The organism is Kitasatospora sp. NPDC023120 (assembly GCF_055560835.1).
In genome coordinates, this window is record NZ_JBVHHY010000011.1 from 65,317 (window position 1) to 82,647 (window position 17,331).

The window sequence follows — 17,331 nt, forward strand, 5'->3', positions numbered from 1 at the left end:
CCCTCGCACGCCGCACACGTACGGCGTGTCACAGGAATGTAACCACCGGTAATAGCACCGGTTCCGCAAGCTTCTCCGGGGCGCTCTAACGAGGCACCCGGGCCAGCTGGCGGGACTGCGCGACCAGGCGGCCGGACTCGTCCCAGACCTCGGCGTCCTCTTCGAAGTACCCGCCGGCCAGGTTGCGGGTCGCGTGGGTGACCCGCAGCCAGCCCGGGGCCGGCTTGGCACGCAGGTGGACGGTCAGCTCGACGGTCGGGGCCCAGCCCGGCATCCCCATGTCGAAGGTGACCGGCGGCAGCGCGTCGGCGACCAGCAGGAGCAGCAGCGGGTCGGGCTCGCGGCCGTCGGCCAGCCGGAACCAGCCCTGGATCCGCCCGTCGCCGGAGGGCTGTCCGAGTGCCCAGCCGACGGTGGCCGGGTCGAGCCGCAGGTCGAAGCGCTCCAGCAGGGCGGCCTGGGCGATCAGCTCCTTGGGCGCGTGCTCCACGCCGATGCACTGGTCCGGCGGCGGCAGCTGCGGCGGCTGCGCACTGGTGCGCACCTCGCCGTCGGCGGCGGAGAGGTCGCCGTGGCTGGCCACCACGCGCAGCCGCTCGACGCCGTCCTGGCTGAGCGAGGCGGTGCCGGTGGAGAGCCCGCGGCCGGTGCGCAGCACCTCGGTGCGGATGGTGGCCGGGCCGGGGGTGGAGGCGGACAGGTAGTAACCGCTGATCGACACCGGGTCCGGGTGCGTACCGTGCTCCAGCGACAGCGCGTGTCCGGCCACGGCGAGCAGCAGCCCTCCGTTGACCCCGCCGCCGATCTGCCAGCCGGCGCCCAGCTCGGCCTCGTAGCGGCCGGCCTCCGCGGGGTGTCTGGTCAGGGCGATGCCCCGGTCGAACTCGCTGCGGATCGCGGTGGTCATGTGGGGAGACCTGCCCTTCAAGTTACTGGCGAGTAGGGCTCCACATTACGCCTGCCGGGTGAAACGCGGAACGGCCGCCGGGCCCGAAGTTCGGGTCGGCGGCCGTCCGAAGGGCGTGACCGTTACCGGCGGATGCTCGGCTTCAGCTCGAGGAAGCGGGCGAGCAGACCGTTGACGAAGGCCGGGGAGTCGTCCGTGGAGAACTCCTTGGCGATCTCGACCGCCTCGTCCAGGACGACCGCGTCCGGGACGCCGTCCTCCCAGATCAGCTCGTACGCGCCGAGCCGCAGGACGTTGCGGTCCACGATCGGCATCCGGTCGAGCGTCCAGCCGACCGCGTACTGCGAGATCAGGTCGTCGATGCGACGGGCGTGCTGGACGTACCCCTCGATCAGCTCCATGGTGTACTCGCCCACCTGCGGGGTGCCCTCGTCGGGCTTGGGCTCGCGGGCGCGGGCCACCCAGTCGGCGAGGACCTGCTGCGGGTCGACCCCGCGGTGGTCGGCCTCGAAGAGGATCTGGAAGGCCCGGGTGCGGGCCTTGCTACGTGCGGCCGACACGGACTTACTTCACCCGGCCGAGGTAGCTGCCGTCGCGGGTGTCGACCTTGACCTTCTCGCCGGTGACGACGAAGAGCGGCACCTGGATCTCGGCACCGGTCTCCAGGGTGGCCGGCTTGGTGCCACCGGTGGAGCGGTCGCCCTGGACGCCCGGCTCGGTGTGGGCGATGACCAGCTCGACGGAGGTCGGGAGCTCGATGTAGAGCACCGCGCCCTCGTTGGTGGCGACCAGGGCCTCGAAGCCCTCCAGCAGGTAGTTGGCCGCGTCGCCGACGACGGCCGGCTCGATGGTCAGCTGGTCGTAGGTGTCCATGTCCATGAACACGAAGTTCTCGCCGTCCTTGTACGAGAACTGCATGCCGCGCTTGTCGACGTTGGCGGTCTCGACCTTGGTGCCCGCGTTGAAGGTCTTGTCGACGACCTTGCCCGTCAGGACCTCCTTGAGCTTGGTACGCACGAAGGCCGGGCCCTTGCCGGGCTTGACGTGCTGGAACTCGACGACGGACCAGAGCTTGCCGCCCTCCAGCTTGAGGACCATGCCGTTCTTGAGATCGTTCGTGGAAGCCACGGGCGCACTTACTCCTGGATATAGCTGTCAAGGAACCAAGGGTTGCGTCCTGCCGCCGACGGCCGTCGGGAGGCCGCGGTCACAGGGCGAGGAGCTCCTTGGTGGTGATGGTGAGCAGCTCGGGCCCGCCCTCTTCGAGGGGGCGCACGACGAGCGTGTCCTCGATCCGGACGCCGCCCTTGCCCGGGAGGTGGACCCCTGGACCGACGGTGACCGGTACGCGGCTGTCCAGTTTACCCATGTCCGACGGACCGAGGCGCGGCGCCTCCCGGATCTCCAGCCCGATGCCGTGACCCACGGGGTGCGGCGAGGCCTCGCTGTGGCCCGCCGCCTCCAGGACCTGCCGGGCGGCCCGGTCGGGTACGCACTGCTCCACGCCGGGTCCGAGCGCCTCCCGACCGGCCCGCTGGGCGCGGAAGACCAGCCGGTGCAGCTCCACCTGCCAGGGCGCCGGAGCGGCCCCGATCACGAAGGTGCGGGCGGTCGAGACGCCGTAGCCGCGGTACTGCGCGCCCATCACCACGGTGAGGAAGTCGCCCTCCTCCACCCGGCGGTCGGTCGGCTGGTGGGCGGCCTGGCCGGAGTGGCTGCCGGTGCCCACCGACACCGGGAAGGCGGCCCGGTCGGCACCGTGGTCGATCATCCGGCGCTCCAGCTCCATCGCCAGGTGCCGCTCGGTGCGACCGACCAGGATCGACTCCAGCAGCTCGCCGAGGGCCTGGTCGGCGATCTCGGCGGCGATCCGCAGGTCGGCGATCTCGTGCTCGTCCTTGACCACCCGCAGCCGCTCGACCACCTGCCCGAGATCGGCCAGCCGGGCCTGCTCGAGCAGGCCCGCCACCGCCCGGTGCCGGCTGACGGTCAGGTCGTGCTCCTCCACCGCCAGGCCCGACACCCCGGCGCTCGCCGCCGCGGCGGCTGCCGCCAGCGCGGTGTCCACCCCGGCCGCCACCGGCAGCTGGGTGACGTCCGGGGCGATCAGGTGCTCCCCGGAGTCGTCCGGCGGCAGGTCGTCCGGCAGCGCGAGCAGCGCCCGCTCCCTGGTCAGCAGCAGCGTCGCCCCGCAGGGCGCGCAGCCCGTCAGATACCGCACGTTCGCCGCCCGGGTGATCAGCGCCGCATCGGCCCCGGCCGCACTGCAGTGCTCCCTCACCCGCTCCCGCCGCCCCGCGTACGCATCCGCCATGCGTCGAGCCTACGAACCCCCAGCCCGAACCGCCCGCCGAGCACCCCCGACAGAACCCCCGGAGCCCCCTACGCGCCCCCGCACCACCCCCCGATCGGCGCCGGGCCGCCGGGTCGGGTGCTCCCCGGCGCCCGGGAATGGACCGGACCTCGCCCCGCGTTGGAGCCGGCGAAAACGACTTCCATTTCGGTGTACGGTCCCGACCGTCACCCGAGCCACGACCCGGGAGGACACCCCATGGCCCGCAGCGAACTGCGCCCCGTCATCCAGCTCCGCTCCACCGCCGGCACCGGCTTCACCTACGTGACCCGCAAGAACCGCCGCAACGACCCGGACCGGATGGTCCTGCGCAAGTACGACCCGGTCGCGGGCCGGCACGTCGGCTTCCGCGAGGAGCGCTGAGCCCGTACGCGCGAACGGCGCCTCCCCACCGCGGGGAGGCGCCGTTCGGCACGTGACGGGCGCGCCGACGACCGGGGGGTCAGCGCGGCGGCGGGACGGAGACCACCATGGTCAGCCGCAGCATCCGCTCCCCCGCGTTGCGGTAGGCGTGCAGGTAGGAGGCGTCGAAGGAGACCGTGCTGCCGGCCGGCACCAGGTGCTCGCGCTCGTCGTGGACCAGGGTCAGCTCCCCCTCGTCGACCCGGACGACCTCCACCGTCCCGGCCGGGTGCGGCTCGGAGGAGTACTCCTCCCCCGGCTCCATCCGCCACTCCCACAGCTCCAGCGGCCCGGGTGCCTCGATCCCGTGCAGCAGGGTGCCGGTGCCGCCGGACGGCCCGGTCCACAGCGGCACCGCCTGGTCGCCCGGCACGATCCGGACGTCCGGGCCCTCGTGGTAGTCGAGCAGCGTGGCGATCGAGACGCCGAGCGCGTCGCCGAGCCGGACGACCGTGGCCACGCTGGGGTTGGTGCGGCCCTGCTCGATCTGGACGATCATGCCGCGGCTCACGCCGGAGCGGGCGGCGAGGGCGTCCAGGGTGTGACCGCGCTCGGTGCGCAGCCGCTTGAGGTTGCGGGCGAGGGCCCGAGAGACGAGGTCGGGGTCCGGCACGCGATGAGTCCTCCGGTGTCCACTGGTCGAAACAGTGCGGAATATTGTTCGGAAAGTTCAGTTCATTGCACTACGCTGCCAGTCCTGGCACCGAGTCCATCCGACTGTACTGCGGAGTGCATTGTGCTGTCCTTGACCCCCGTCGCGCCCGGGGCCCGGCCGTGACCGCCCTGCTCGCCCTCTCCGCCAGCCTGCTCTGGGGGCTCGCCGACTTCGGCGGCGGCGCGCTCGCCCGGCGAATACCCGCGCTGACCGTGGTGGTCGCCTCCCAGGCGATGGCCATGGCCGTCCTGCTGGCCGCCGTCGTCGCCACCGGCAGTTGGGCGGACGCCACCCCCGCCCTCTGGTACGCCGTCGCCGCGGGGGTGATCGGCCCGTTCGCGCTCCTCGCCTTCTACCGTGCGCTCGCGCTCGGCCCGATGGGCGTGGTCTCCCCGCTGACCACCGTCGCCGTCGTGGTGCCGATCGGTGTCGGGCTCGCGCTCGGCGACCGTCCGGGGCCCGGCCAGATCGCCGGGATCGCGGTGGCCCTGGTCGGCGTGGTGCTGGCCGCCGGGCCCGAGCGCGGCGGCTCCTCCGCCGCCCGCAGCACACTGCTGCTCAGCCTGGGCGCCGCGCTGGGCTTCGGCACGGTGCTGGTCCTGATCGCCCACGCCTCGACGGGCGGCGGCCTGCTGCTGGTGCTCACCGTGCAGCGGGGCTTCAGCGCCACCGTGGTAGGTGCCATCCTGCTGGCCGGCCTTCGCGATTCCGGGCGAGCGGTCGGGACGGCGTCCGGGCCCGGCCCCGGGGCGGTGCCCGGGTCGACGCTCGGGCTGCGGGCGCAGCTGCCCGTGCTCACCGCGATCGGGCTCTCCGACGTCATCGCCAACGCCGCCTACGCGGTGGCCTGGCACCGCGGCTCGGCGACGGTCGCTGCCGTCCTCTCCTCGCTCTACCCGGTGGTCACCGCACTGATGGCGCGCGGGGTGTTCAAGGAGCGACTGCGTCCGGTCCAGGTGGTCGGCGCCGGGCTCGCCGTCGCCGGCACGCTGCTGCTCGCGGCCGCATGAGCCGCGCTCATGACGGTGCCCCATGAGTGCGGCTCATGGGGCAGCGCCATGAGCAACACTCATGCCCCGGCCCCATGAGCAACTCTCATGACCTCGCTCCATGAGCCGCGCTCATGACCTCGCCCCATGAGCAACTCTCATGACCCCTCGGGCGTCCAGCGCTTCTCGACCTTGGCGAGCTTCCAGTACCCGATCGCCAGCGCCCAGACCACCACGAACAGCGCGACGATCGCGTAGCCGACGTTGTCCAGCGAGATGTCGGCGATCCAGCCGGTCACCGGGTCGGTCAGGTCGAGCTTCTCGTGCAGCACGCCGACCAGCTCGATGGTGCCGATGATGAACGCCACCGCGATCGACAGCCCCGTGATGGTCAGGTTGTAGTACACCTTGCGCACCGGGTTGGCGAAGGCCCACTGGTACGCGAAGTTCATGAACGTCCCGTCCAGGGTGTCGAACAGGCTCATCCCGGCAGCGAACAGCAGCGGGATGCAGACGATCGCATACCAGGGCAGCCCGGAGGCCGCACCAGAACCCGCCATCACCATCAGGGTGACCTCGGTCGCGGTGTCGAAGCCCAGGCCCAGCACCATGCCGACCGGGAACATCTGCCCGGGCCGGGTGATCGATCGGGTCGCCCGGTTCAGCACCCGGGCCATGAAGCCGCGGGAGTCGAGGTGCGCCTCCAGCTCGGCCTCGTCGTACTGTCCGGCCCGCATCGCCCGGAACACCTTGACGATGCCGAGCAGCGCCGCCAGGTTGAGCGCGCCGATCAGGTACAGGAACACGCCGGAGGTGGTCGTCCCGATCATGCCGAGCCACTTGTGGGTGGTCGACTCGTCGTCCATCAGCGTGTTCGCCAGCTGCGCGCCGCCCGCCACCAGGGCGGCCATGATGACCACCATCGAGGAGTGCCCGAGGGCGAACCAGAAGCCCACCGAGACCGGCCGCTTCCCGTCCGCCATCAGCTTGCGGGTGGTGTTGTCGATCACCGCGATGTGGTCGGCGTCGAAGGCGTGCCGCATGCCGAGGGTGTACGCGGTGATACCCAGGCCCACCCCGAAGACCTGGGTACCGACCGCGTACCGTTCGGGCGCCACCAGGAAGATGAGCGTCCCGAAGGCCACCACGTGCATGGCCAGGATCACACCCATCAGCCCGGCCGTACGGACGGTGTCCTCGCGCTTCCACCTGAAGGTGGGCAGCACCGACGGCGCCGCCTTCGCATCAGCGGCGACGGTTTCGGGCAGGGTCATCTCCGGATCACGCTCCAGCACCTCGTGGAATCACTTCGTGAAGTGCCGTGGCCGGTCTCCTGGCTTACGGGACGTCCGTGCCCGCCTTCCCAGGTGCGCGGGGCACCCAGTGGCGTCGTGGACACGGACGGCGTTCCATCGCGGACGAAGGAACGACCCGATCACAGTGGCGAGGGCCGCTCCGGACTCCGGACCCCTGAGGGTCCGTCACCGGTCTTCCCGAGCACCACGGCGGGCTACACCGTAGGGGTCCCGCCCCACCCATGCAAGGCTGCGCACCTGCGCAGGTGTTCAGGATCACAGCCCACCGCCTGCAAGAATGCCCGCATGCATCTCGTACCGGCCGACCGCGCGGGCCACCGCACCATCGACGGACACCGGGTCTGCGAGGCCATCGCCGCGATCGGCGACACCGCGCACGTCCGGTCCTGGTCCGAGCGGTTCTCCCTGCTCGCCGACCCCGGGCGGCTCGCCCTGCTGCTCGCCCTCCACCGGGCCGGCCCTCTCGCCGTCACCGACCTCGCCGTCGCCACCGGCATGCGCGACCCCGCCGTCTCCCAGGCCCTGCGGCTGCTCCGCACCGCGGGCGTGGTCACCGGCGACAAGGACGGACGCGTGGTGCGCTACCGGCTCGTGGACGAGGGCATGCGCCCCCTCCTCGACGAGTGCGCCGCCGCCGAACACCACGAGCCCACCGCTGCGGCGGGCTGACCGACACTCGGGGAACAGCCCCCGGGGCGGCACCCCGGATGAGTACGATCATGGCGTGCCGTCCCACCCCCACGCCTGGCCCGCCGACCGCTGGAACACCCGACCGATCAAGGCCCGCGTGCTGGCGGTCGCCCGCACCCTCACCTCGGCCACCCGGGTCCTGGACGTCCTCGCCCTGCTGAACCCCGACGGCATCGCCCGCTACTTCACCGTCAACCCCGGCTCCGCCTTCGCCGACCGGGCCCTGGACGACTACCTGCACGCACTGCCCGGGTTCACCGTGCTGGACTGGGAAGACGCCGTCCGGCACCGCTTCGACCTGGCCGTCTCCTGCGCCGTCCACTCCTCCATGCACCGCCTGGACGCCCGCCTCGTCGTCCTCCCGCACGGCGCCGGCTACAACCGCCTGGTGACCGAGTCCACCGGCGACACCGTCAGCGCCGCCGGCCTCTCCCGCAACGAACTCACCCACCGCGGGCGGGTGTTCGTGGACGTCCTCGGCCTCTCCCACCCCGAGCAGCTGGACCGCCTGCGGATCTCCTGCCCCGAGGCCCTGGACGTCGCCCGGGTGGTCGGCGACCCGTGCTTCGACCGGATGCTGCGCAGCCGCCGCTCCCGCGACGCCTACCGCGCCGCACTCGGCGCCGTCGACGGCCGGCGGCTCGTCGTCGTCAACTCCACCTGGAGCGAGCACTCGTTATTCGGCCGCCGCCCCGACCTGCCCCAGCGCCTGGTCCGCCGACTGCCCGCCGACGAGTACACCGTGGCCGTCGTGCTGCACCCCAACATCTGGAGCCGGCACGACCCCGAGGCCCTGCTCGACAGCGCCCGCCGGATGGGCCTGCGCCTGATCCCGCCCCACCAGGGCTGGCAGGCCGCCCTGGTCGCCGCCGACTGCCTGATCGGCGACCACGGCTCGGTCTCCGTCTACGGCGCCGCCCTAGGACGGCCCACCGTGCTCGTCGCCACCGGCGCCGCCGAACTCGACCCGCACTCCCCCGGCTACGCCTTCGGCCAGGCCGCACCCGTCCTCGACCCCGACGGCGACCTCGCTGCCCAGCTCGAACGGGCCCTGGCCCAGGACCCGTCCGAACTGAGCGGGATCACCGACCGCTCGCTCGCCCGTCGCGGCGAGTCCGCCCGGGTGCTGCGCCCGCTGCTCTACTCCTTCCTGGACCGGCTGGACGAACCCGCCGACGAACCGGTCCTGCCGCCCTACCCCAAGCCCGTCCCCCGCCCCGGCACCACCGAACGGCCCACCGCCTACGACGTCGAGGGCAAGAGCGAGGGCACCGAGGTCAGCCTGCGGCGCTACCCCTTCGACCCGGACGACCACACCCCGCGCGGCTTCCACGCGCTCACCGACGAGCACCCCGGCGACGCGCTGCGCTACACCGCCGAGGTCCTCGCCCGCACCGAGCCACACGCCGAGCGCCCCGCCGCCCGCTGGCTCGCCGACACCGCCACCGAACTCCCCGGCCTCGCCGTCGCGGTGGCCGCCCTCGGCCCGGCCCGCCACCTGCTCCGGCTGCACACCGGACTGCTTCTCGAGGCCCGCGCCGAACCCGACTGGGGCAGCCCCGATCCCGGCATCGACCCGCTCCTGCTCGGCTCCGCCGTGGCCTGCTGGCTCGCCGGCGGCGGCGACCCGGCCGGCCTCCCCGAGCACGGGCTCACCGTCCGCACCGGCGAGCACCGCACCCGGGTGTCCTTCACCACCGGCCCCTAGCCGCCCAGTTGCCGCAGCCGCTCACGGCTGCGCTCCGCCAGTGCCTCGTCGCCCAGCTCCTCCGCGACGCCGACGAGCAGGGTGTGCGCCTGCGCCTCCTTCGCGTACTGGCTGCGCGACTCGGCCTGCCGGGCGCAGTCACCGGCGTGGGCGACGGCGAGGTCCAGCTGCCCGAGCGCACGGTGGGCGCGGGCGCGGACCAGCGGCAGCTTCATCAGCATGTCGTCGTCGCGGGTGTCCACGGCCCGGGCGGTGGCCGCCTCGAGCACCGTCAGCCCCTCGTCCGGACGGCCGTCGGCGATCAGCGCCTGCGCCAGGTTGTAGCTCTGCACGATCTCGCCGTGGTCGTCGCCCCGGTTGTCCGCCAGGGCCAGCGTGAACCGCTCCACCGCCTCGCCGGGGCGGCCGTCGGCCAGGCAGAGCAGGCCGTCGGTCTCGTGGAGCACCCCCGCCACCCTGCGGTCCGCCACCAGCGGCAGCTGCTCCGAGGCCAGTGCCAGCTGCTCGGCGGCGAGCCGGTACTCCTTGCGCTCGAAGTGGGCGCGGGCGAGCTGGTTGCGCATCCGGACCACGGCGGCCGGCTGGTTGTCCCACTGGGCCGACTCGACGCCGCGCTCGTGGGTCGCGATCCAGTCCTGGTAGAGCTTGCGTCCGTGGTACAGCGGCCAGAGCGACTCGCACAGCCGCCACACCTCGCCGTGCCAGCCCTGCCGGGACGCGGCTTCCACCACCGCGCGCAGGTCGGTCCGTTCGGCGTACAGCCACTCCAGCGCCGCCGCGTCCGAGGCGAATCCGGGCAGCCCCTCGCCGCTGTCCTCCTGGAGCCGCAGCCGCGCCCCCATCGCCCGGTCGGCCAGCGAGGCCCGGCCCCGGAAGTACGCCACCACACGGGCGAGCAGCTCGACCCGGCCGGAAAGCTCGCGGGCGCAGGCATAGGCGTGCGTCCGCACCACGTCGTGGGCCTGGAAGCGGTCCTCGGGCCCGTCGTCGACGACCACGTCCAGCAGGTGGACGTCGCACAGCTCGTCCAGCGCCTCATCCGGCCGCTCGACGCCCACCGCGCCCGCCAGCTCGGCCGACACGAAGGAGCCCGGATGCACGCCGATCAGCCGGTAGAGCGCCTGCCCCTGCGGCGAGAGCCGCTCGTACACCGGGTCGTACGTTTGGCGGAGCTTCCCCTCCTCGTTGTCGAGCATCGCCAACGTGGCGCCCCGGTCCGAGAGTTCGGCCACCACCTGCCCCACCGACAGCCGGCCCCGGCGCAGCAGCTGGCTGCCGACGGCATTGAGCGCGAGCGGCAGTCCCGCACACCGCTCCACCAGCGCCGCCACCTCGCCGTCGGTGCCGCGCCCCACGCTCAACCAGCCCCGTACGAGGGCGGCACCGGCCGCCGCGCTCAACCGGTCCAGCTGCCGCACCTCGGCACCGTCCATCCGCAGCGCGTCCAGGCGCCGCCGACTCGCCACCACCACCAACCCCCGGGACGGCAGCAGGGCGCGGACCTCGGCGGCGTGCTCGGCGTTGTCCAGGACGAACAGGCACCGCCGCGCGGCCGTTGCCGTACGGAACTCCGCGAACCGCTCCGCCTCCACGTCCGGAGGGCGCAGACCGAACGCCCGCAGGAATCCGCCCACCACCCCGGCGAGGTCCACCCCGGACCCGCGCCGGTAGGCCTTGAGGTCGGCGTACAGGACACCGCCCCGGAAGTGCGCCGCGTGCTCGTTCGCGAACTTCGTCGCCAGCTCGGTCTTGCCCACACCGCCCAGGCCGGTGAAGACGACGATCGACGGTCCGCCCCGGTCGGGCTTCCGCAACGCGGCGGTGAGCGCGGCGAGTTCACCCTCACGGTTGACGAAGAACTCGCGGGCCGGTCGCACCTGATGCGGGATCGGCACCTCGGGCTCCGAATGGATCGTGACGTTCCCGCCCTGGATCACGTTCCCGTACACCGTGCCCGACACCTTGTTGGACACCTCGTAGTCGTCCACCCGTACGCTCCCTCCGGCCGGCCCGGGCCCCAGCCTAAGGGCATCGGGGCGCACCGGAGCTGAGTCCCCCTCAGGCCGCCTGGCAGGTCGGGCACCAGAAGAGGTTGCGCGAGGCGTGCTCCTCGGTCCGGACGTCCGTGCCGCAGACCAGGCAGGGCATGGCCGCTCGCCGGTAGACGTACACCTCGCCGCCGTGGTCGTCCACGCGGGGCGGGCGGCCCATCGCCTCGGGGGTGTGCTCGGGACGGACGGTGTCGATCCGGCCGGCCGCCACGCCCTCGCGCATCAGCGCGACCAGGTCCGCCCAGATCGCGTCCCACTCCTTCCGGGAGAGGTCGCGCCCGGCCCGGTGCGGATCGATGCCGTGCCGGAACAGCACCTCGGCCCGGTAGACGTTGCCCACCCCGGCCAGCACCTTCTGGTCCATCAGCAGGGCGGCGACCGTCGTCCGGCTGCCCGATATCCGGCGCCAGGCGGCCTCCGGGTCGGCGTCGGCGCGCAGCGGGTCGGGGCCGAGGCGGGCCGCGACGGCGGCCTTCTGGGCGTCGGTGACGAGCGCGCAGGTGTTGGGACCGCGCAGGTCGGCGTAGCCGTCCTCGCTCTCCAGCCGCAGCCGGACCAGGCCGACCGGCGCGGGCGCCGGGCCGGTGCCGAAGGTGAAGCCGCCGTAGAGCCCCAGGTGGACGTGCACCCAGGCGCCCTCCTCGAAGCCGAGGAAGAGGTGCTTGCCGGTGGCCTCGGCCCCGGTGAGCAGCTGCCCGTCGATCACCTTGGCCTCGTCGGCGAAGCGGCCCTGCGGGCTGGAGACCCGGACCGGGCGGCCGCCGAAGGCCGTCCGGTTCTCGGCGGCGAGGCGGTGGATGATGTGGCCTTCCGGCACGGGCGTCAGCTCCCCCGGGTCGTTCGACAGGACGGGCCGCAGCGCGGGCCCGAGGACGCCTCCATCATCGCAGCCGCCACCGACACCACCGCCGCCCCTCGGACCGACGAATCAGCGGACCAGCGGATCAGCGGACCGGCATGCCCATCAGCCGGGCGAGGATGACGCGGTCCAGCTCGGCGGCCGTCCCCGCCACGTCCAGGTAGGAGTTGTCGATGATCGGCAGCCCGGAGTTGTACCAGCCGGCCATCCGCCCGTGGATCCGCGCCACCTCCTCGTCCCCGAGGCGCCGGTTGCCGCTGCGCCGGGCGTTGCGGCGCAGCACCGAGTCCAGGCTGGGCAGCAGGACGACGGGGATCATGCCGGGGCCGATGTGCCGCTTCCAGCCGCCGAGACCGATCGCCGGGCGGTCCGGGAAGACGGCGTCGTCGATGATGCAGGAGATGCTGTTCGCCAGGTAGTTGCGGCAGGCGAAGCCGCAGGTGCGGCGGGCCAGCCGGTACTGCGCCTCGGAGGCGTTGTTCCAGCCGGACTGCGGGTTGGCGAAGCCGGACTGCACCCACTCCCGTACGTCGTCCAGGCTGATGTGCGCGGTCGGCGTGGGCCGGCGCTCGGCCCAGTACCGGGCGACGGTGGTCTTGCCGGCCCCGGCCGGTCCGATCAGCAGGACGGCGATCGGCCCGGTGGGCGCGTGCTGCTGCGGGTGGGCGGGCAGCTGGACCGGCATCCCGGACGGCAGCACGAAGTGCCCGGTGCCCCCGGCGGGCACCGGCGCGCTCGGCGCCGGAGCGGACACCGGGACCGCGGCGGGAGCGGGAGCAGGAGCCGGACCGGCGGCAGGCACGGGAACAGGCGCAGGTGCGGGCGCAGGAGCCGGCGCCGGAGCCGGCGCGGGCCGAACCGGCGGCGGAGGAGGCGGAACCGGTACCCCCGACGGGGCCACCCCCGCACCGCCCCCCGGCGGCACCGGCGGAGCGACGGGACGCGGCGGGACCTGCCCGCCTCCGGCGTACTGCGTCACGGAACCTCCCGACACCTCTCAGCGGGGACACTACACGTCGGCCCGGCAGCGGGCACAGTCCGCCGCCGGGCCGGCCCCGAGGACGGGCCCCTGCCTCAGCGCGTGGTGAGCTGCTCGGCCAGCGCGCGCAGCGCCAGCTCGTACGAGCCGAGCCCGAATCCGGCGATGGTGCCGGAGGCCACCGCGGCGATCACCGAGGTGTGCCGGAAGGTCTCCCGGGCGTACGGGTTGGAGATGTGCACCTCGATCAGCGGCGCGGTGCGCTGCGCCGCGGCGTCCCGCATCGCGTACGAGTAGTGCGTGAACGCACCCGGGTTGATCACCACGGGCACCTTCCCGTCGGCCGCCTCGTGCAGCCACTCCACCATCTGCTGCTCGGAGTTGGTCTCGTGCACCTCGACCTCGAAGCCGAACTCCTTGCCGAGCGCGGTGCAGCGCTCGACCAGCCCGGCGTACGAGGTCGCGCCGTAGACGTCCGGCTCGCGGCTGCCCAGCCGCCCGAGGTTGGGGCCGTTGAGCACCATCACCCGGGTCACGCCGAGACCTCCGCGTAGGCGGCGACCAGCAGGGACGGGTCGGGGCCCTCCAGCACGGAGGTCTTGCCGAGGCCGTCCAGGACGATGAAGCGGATGAGGTCGCCGCGCGACTTCTTGTCGATCTTCATCGCGTCCAGCAGCTTCGGCCAGGCGTCCGCCCGGTAGCTCAGCGGCAGGCCGACCGAGGCCAGCACGGTACGGTGCCGGTCGGCCGTCTCGTCGTCCAACCGGCCCGCCAGGCGGCCGAGTTCGGCAGCGAAGACCATGCCGATGGAGATCGCGGCGCCGTGCCGCCACTTGTACCGCTCGTTGCGCTCGATCGCGTGGCCGAGGGTGTGGCCGTAGTTGAGGATCTCACGCAGCCCGGATTCCTTGAGGTCCCCGGAGACCACGTCGGCCTTGACCTGGATGGCGCGCCGGATCAGCTCGACGGTGTGCGGACCGGCCGGGGTCTTGGCGCCCTCGGGGTCCGCCTCGATCAGGTCGAGGATGACCGGGTCGGCGATGAAGCCGCACTTGATGACCTCGGCGAGGCCGGAGACGTAGTCGTGCTTGGGCACGGTCTCCAGGGTGCCGAGGTCGGCCAGCACGCCCACCGGCGGGTGGAAGGCGCCGACCATGTTCTTGCCCTCGGCGATGTTGATGCCGGTCTTGCCGCCGACGGCCGCGTCGACCATGCCGAGCAGAGTCGTGGGCATCGAGATCCAGCGCACCCCGCGCAGCCAGGTCGCGGCGACGAAGCCGGCCAGGTCGGTGGTGGCACCGCCGCCGAGGCCGACGATGACGTCGCTGCGGGTGAACCCGGTCTGCCCGAGCACCGACCAGCAGTACGCGGCGACCTCGGCACTCTTGGCGTCCTCGGCGTTGGGCACCTGCAGTGCGATCGCCTCGTAGCCCTCGCCGGCCAGGTCCTCGCGGATGGCGTCGGCGGTGGCGGTGAGCGCCTCCGGGTGGATGATCGCGACCCGCTTGGCCCGGGTCCCGATCAGCGGCGCCAGCTCACCGAGCAGCTGGTGCCCGATCAGCACGTCGTACGGGTCGTGGCCGGCGCTGCCGCCGACGTGGATCCTGACGGTGGTGTCAGTCATGGGTGGTCTTCAGCTCCAGTGCTTCCAGTACGGCGTCCGCGACCTGCTCGGGGGTGCGCCCGGCGGTGTCGACCACGGCGGTGGCCACCTCCAGGTAGAGGGGGCGGCGGGCTTCCATCAGCTCGCGCCAGCGGGCCCGCGGGTTGACGGCCAGCAGCGGGCGCGGGGCGTCCAGGCCGACCCGCTTGACCGCGTCGGCCAGCGGGACCTCCAGGAAGACCACCGGCAGCTCGCGCAGCAGCTCACGGGTGGCCTCGGCCGTCACCGCGCCGCCGCCGAGCGCCAGCACGCCGTCGTGCCCGGTGGCGGCGGCGCGCACGGCCGCCACCTCCAGCGCGCGGAAGTGCGGCTCCCCCTCGTCGATGAAGATCTCCGGGATGGGCTTGCCGGCCGTCGCCTCGATGTCGGCGTCGGTGTCCCGGAAGCCGACGCCCAGGCGCTCGGCCAAGGCCCGCCCGACGGTGGACTTGCCACTGCCGGGCGGGCCGACCAGCACCACAACGGGCGTGGTCATCGGATGATCAGGTGGTCGAGGTAGCCCTGCACGTTGCGGCGGGTCTCCGAGACGTGGTCGCCGCCGAACTTCTCGTTGACCGCGTCGGCCAGCACCAGCGCGACCATCGCCTCGGCGACGATGCCCGCCGCCGGCACCGCGCAGACGTCCGAGCGCTGGTGGTGCGCCTTGGCCGGCTCGCCGGTGCGCACGTCCAGGGTCTGCAGCGCCCGCGGCACGGTGGCGATCGGCTTCATCGCGGCGCGCACCCGCAGCACCTCGCCGGTGGACAGGCCGCCCTCGGTGCCGCCGGAGCGGCCGGAGGTGCGCTTGACGCCCTCGGGGGTCGGGACGATCTCGTCGTGCGCCTTGGAACCCGGCACCCGGGCCAGGTCGAAGCCGTCGCCGACCTCGACGCCCTTGATCGCCTGGATGCCCATCAGCGCGGCGGCCAGCCGCGCGTCCAGACGGCGGTCCCAGTGCACGTGCGAGCCGAGGCCGACCGGCACGCCGTACGCCAGCACCTCGACCACGCCGCCCAGGGTGTCGCCGTCCTTGTGGGCCTGGTCGATCTCGGCGACCATCGCCTTCGACGCGTCCGCGTCCAGGCAGCGCACCGGGTCGGCGTCCAGCCGGGCCTCGTCCGAGGGCAGCGGCACCACACCGGCCGGCGCCTTGGCGGCGGCCAGCTCGACCACGTGGCTGACGATCTCGATCCCGGCCACCTCGCGCAGGTACGCGCGCGCGACGGCGCCCAGCGCGACCCGGGCGGCCGTCTCCCGGGCGCTGGCGCGCTCCAGGATCGGCCGGGCCTCCTCGATCGAGTACTTCTGCATGCCCGCCAGGTCGGCGTGGCCGGGCCGGGGGCGGGTGAGCGCCTCGTTGCGGGCCAGGCCCGCCAGCACCTCGGGGTCGACCGGGTCGGCCGACATGACCTGCTCCCACTTCGGCCACTCGGTGTTGCCGACCATGATCGCGACCGGGCTGCCCATGCTCAGGCCGTGCCGGACGCCGCCGAGGAAGGTCACCTCGTCCTGCTCGAACTTCATCCGCGCCCCGCGCCCGTAACCGAGCCGACGGCGCGCCAGCGCGTCGGCCACCACGGCGGTGGTGACCGGTACACCGGCGGGCAGGCCTTCCAGGGTCGCGACGAGTGCGGGGCCGTGCGACTCCCCCGCCGTCAGCCAGCGCAACGTACCCAACGGAGCTCCTTCATCAGCGAACCGGCCCACGGCACCGCCGCGGCCCGCCCAAGCGTGCCTTCTCCCTGAATCCTTTCATGCCCCAGCAGCACCCGGGGGCACAGTCCGCGTGACGGACGGCAACCGGTCACCATCCGGCCCGGAGACGGCCGCGGGACGGCTCGGCGGCGGCCGCGGGACGGCTCGGCGGCGGCCCGGAGGCGGCGTGGAAGCGGCCCCGCGAGGGGAACCGGGGCGGCTGGGGACCCTGCCGCGAGGACAGCGCCGACTCAGCGCCCCGCGAGCGCCTTCTCCCCCGCCTCGCGCATCGCCGCCAGCGGCCCGGGCGTCCGCCCGGTGAAGGCCTCGCTCTGCAGCACCGCCTGGTGCACCAGCAGGTCCAGCCCGCCGAGGACGGTCGCCCCGCGCTCGGCGCAGGCGGCGGCCAGCGCCGTCGGCCACGGGTGGTACAGCACATCGAACAGCGCCCCCGGCGCGGCGGGCAGCGAACCGGTGAAGGCGTCCGTCGCACCGACCGGCGTGGTGGAGACGGTCAGCGGCTGCGCCAGCGCCTCCGCGCCGCGCTCCCAGTCGGCGGTGCGGACGACCACGCCCAGCCGCTCGCCCAGCTCGGCCATCTCCCGGGCCCGCTCGGCGCTGCGCACGTAGACCGTGACCTCGCCGGTGCAGATCTGGGCGAGCGCGGCCAGCGCCGAGGAGGCGGTGGCCCCGGCGCCCAGCACGGCGGCGCCGGGCACCTCGGTGATGCCGCGCTCGCGCAGCGCGTTGACCAGTCCGGGGATGTCGGTGTTGTCCCCGGTGCGCCTCCCGTCGGCGGTGAACACCACGGTGTTGACCGCGTCCACCGAGCGGGCCGTCGCGCTGACCTCGTCGAGCAGCGGGATGATCGCCCGCTTCAGCGGCATGGTCAGCGACAGCCCCGCCCACTCGGATTCGTCCAGCCCGGCGACGAAGCCGGGCAGCGCGTCCTCGTCGACCTCGAAGCGGTCGTAGCGCCAGCCGTCCAGCCCGAGCGCCGCGAAGGCGGCCCGGTGCAGGTCCGGCGAGAGCGAGTGGGCGATCGGCGAGCCGAGGACGGCCGCCCGATGCTTGCTGGTCAACGC

18 protein-coding genes and 1 riboswitch are annotated in these 17,331 nt (G+C 73.5%); of the genes, 4 read left to right on the plus strand and 14 right to left on the minus strand.

Annotated features, from left to right (window positions below):
- Positions 1-85 precede the first annotated feature (85 nt).
- The 4 genes from ACZ3TI_RS17845 to ACZ3TI_RS17860 form a co-directional block, all read right to left on the minus strand.
- The gene (locus ACZ3TI_RS17845) at positions 86-907 is read right to left on the minus strand and encodes a thioesterase family protein (protein WP_465727155.1); all 822 of its coding nucleotides are present in this window, start codon (positions 905-907) and stop codon (positions 86-88) included.
- 122 nt (positions 908-1,029) lie between these two features.
- Positions 1,030-1,467: a transcription antitermination factor NusB gene (gene nusB, locus ACZ3TI_RS17850; RefSeq protein ID WP_363568111.1), complete on the minus strand. Its 438-nt coding sequence runs from the start codon at positions 1,465-1,467 to the stop codon at positions 1,030-1,032.
- 4 nt (positions 1,468-1,471) lie between these two features.
- Positions 1,472-2,035, minus strand: a complete 564-nt coding sequence (gene efp / locus ACZ3TI_RS17855; protein ID WP_465727156.1) for an elongation factor P — start codon at positions 2,033-2,035, stop codon at positions 1,472-1,474.
- 79 nt (positions 2,036-2,114) lie between these two features.
- A complete protein-coding gene (locus tag ACZ3TI_RS17860) occupies positions 2,115-3,221 on the minus strand; it encodes a M24 family metallopeptidase (protein WP_465727157.1) in 1,107 nt (368 codons plus the stop codon).
- A gap of 237 nt (positions 3,222-3,458) precedes the next feature.
- On the opposite strand from ACZ3TI_RS17860, the gene rpmG reads away from it, so the two are divergent.
- Positions 3,459-3,623, plus strand: coding sequence for a 50S ribosomal protein L33 (rpmG, locus tag ACZ3TI_RS17865; protein WP_465727158.1), 165 nt, complete (start codon positions 3,459-3,461; stop codon positions 3,621-3,623).
- Positions 3,624-3,702: 79 nt separating this feature from the next.
- Here the strand turns inward: rpmG and ACZ3TI_RS17870 are convergent, their stop codons facing one another.
- Positions 3,703-4,275, minus strand: a complete 573-nt coding sequence (locus ACZ3TI_RS17870; RefSeq protein WP_465727159.1) for a helix-turn-helix domain-containing protein — start codon at positions 4,273-4,275, stop codon at positions 3,703-3,705.
- 161 nt (positions 4,276-4,436) lie between these two features.
- Here ACZ3TI_RS17870 and ACZ3TI_RS17875 point away from each other — a divergent pair, with 161 nt between their 5' ends.
- Entirely contained in the window at positions 4,437-5,327 is an 891-nt protein-coding gene (locus ACZ3TI_RS17875) for an EamA family transporter (RefSeq protein ID WP_465727160.1), read from the plus strand.
- Positions 5,328-5,464: 137 nt separating this feature from the next.
- Here ACZ3TI_RS17875 and nicT read toward each other — a convergent pair whose 3' ends face one another.
- Complete coding sequence (gene nicT / locus ACZ3TI_RS17880) at positions 5,465-6,580, minus strand: Nickel transporter NicT (protein WP_465727161.1); 1,116 nt, start codon at positions 6,578-6,580, stop codon at positions 5,465-5,467.
- A gap of 32 nt (positions 6,581-6,612) precedes the next feature.
- A riboswitch (cobalamin riboswitch) is annotated at positions 6,613-6,826 on the minus strand.
- Positions 6,827-6,907: 81 nt separating this feature from the next.
- Between nicT and ACZ3TI_RS17885 the strand changes: the two genes are divergently transcribed.
- A complete protein-coding gene (locus tag ACZ3TI_RS17885) occupies positions 6,908-7,291 on the plus strand; it encodes an ArsR/SmtB family transcription factor (RefSeq protein ID WP_465727162.1) in 384 nt (127 codons plus the stop codon).
- Between the two features lie 55 nt (positions 7,292-7,346).
- Positions 7,347-9,020, plus strand: a complete 1,674-nt coding sequence (locus ACZ3TI_RS17890) for a hypothetical protein (protein ID WP_465727163.1) — start codon at positions 7,347-7,349, stop codon at positions 9,018-9,020.
- Here ACZ3TI_RS17890 and ACZ3TI_RS17895 read toward each other — a convergent pair.
- From ACZ3TI_RS17895 to ACZ3TI_RS17930, 8 genes are all read right to left on the minus strand, one after another.
- Positions 9,017-11,008, minus strand: coding sequence for an AAA family ATPase (locus tag ACZ3TI_RS17895; RefSeq protein WP_465727164.1), 1,992 nt, complete (start codon positions 11,006-11,008; stop codon positions 9,017-9,019). The genes ACZ3TI_RS17890 and ACZ3TI_RS17895 overlap by 4 nt on opposite strands.
- 70 nt (positions 11,009-11,078) lie before the next feature.
- Positions 11,079-11,888 (minus strand): Fpg/Nei family DNA glycosylase, encoded by an 810-nt coding sequence (locus tag ACZ3TI_RS17900; RefSeq protein WP_465727165.1) that lies wholly within the window; start codon positions 11,886-11,888, stop codon positions 11,079-11,081.
- A 127-nt stretch (positions 11,889-12,015) separates the two neighbouring features.
- Positions 12,016-12,909, minus strand: coding sequence for an AAA family ATPase (locus tag ACZ3TI_RS17905; protein ID WP_465727166.1), 894 nt, complete (start codon positions 12,907-12,909; stop codon positions 12,016-12,018).
- Positions 12,910-13,004: 95 nt separating this feature from the next.
- Positions 13,005-13,433 (minus strand): type II 3-dehydroquinate dehydratase, encoded by a 429-nt coding sequence (gene aroQ / locus ACZ3TI_RS17910; RefSeq protein ID WP_218200358.1) that lies wholly within the window; start codon positions 13,431-13,433, stop codon positions 13,005-13,007.
- 8 nt (positions 13,434-13,441) lie between these two features.
- Positions 13,442-14,533 (minus strand): 3-dehydroquinate synthase, encoded by a 1,092-nt coding sequence (gene aroB, locus ACZ3TI_RS17915; protein WP_465727167.1) that lies wholly within the window; start codon positions 14,531-14,533, stop codon positions 13,442-13,444.
- Positions 14,526-15,047 (minus strand): shikimate kinase, encoded by a 522-nt coding sequence (locus ACZ3TI_RS17920; RefSeq protein ID WP_465727168.1) that lies wholly within the window; start codon positions 15,045-15,047, stop codon positions 14,526-14,528. The genes aroB and ACZ3TI_RS17920 overlap by 8 nt, the downstream gene beginning before the upstream one ends.
- Positions 15,044-16,228 carry a chorismate synthase gene (gene aroC, locus ACZ3TI_RS17925; RefSeq protein WP_465727169.1) on the minus strand — a complete coding sequence of 395 codons (1,185 nt, stop codon included), beginning with the start codon at positions 16,226-16,228 and terminating at the stop codon, positions 15,044-15,046. Before aroC ends, ACZ3TI_RS17920 begins: the two co-directional genes overlap by 4 nt.
- 269 nt (positions 16,229-16,497) lie before the next feature.
- Positions 16,498-17,328, minus strand: a complete 831-nt coding sequence (locus tag ACZ3TI_RS17930; protein WP_465727170.1) for a shikimate dehydrogenase — start codon at positions 17,326-17,328, stop codon at positions 16,498-16,500.
- Positions 17,329-17,331 lie beyond the last annotated feature (3 nt).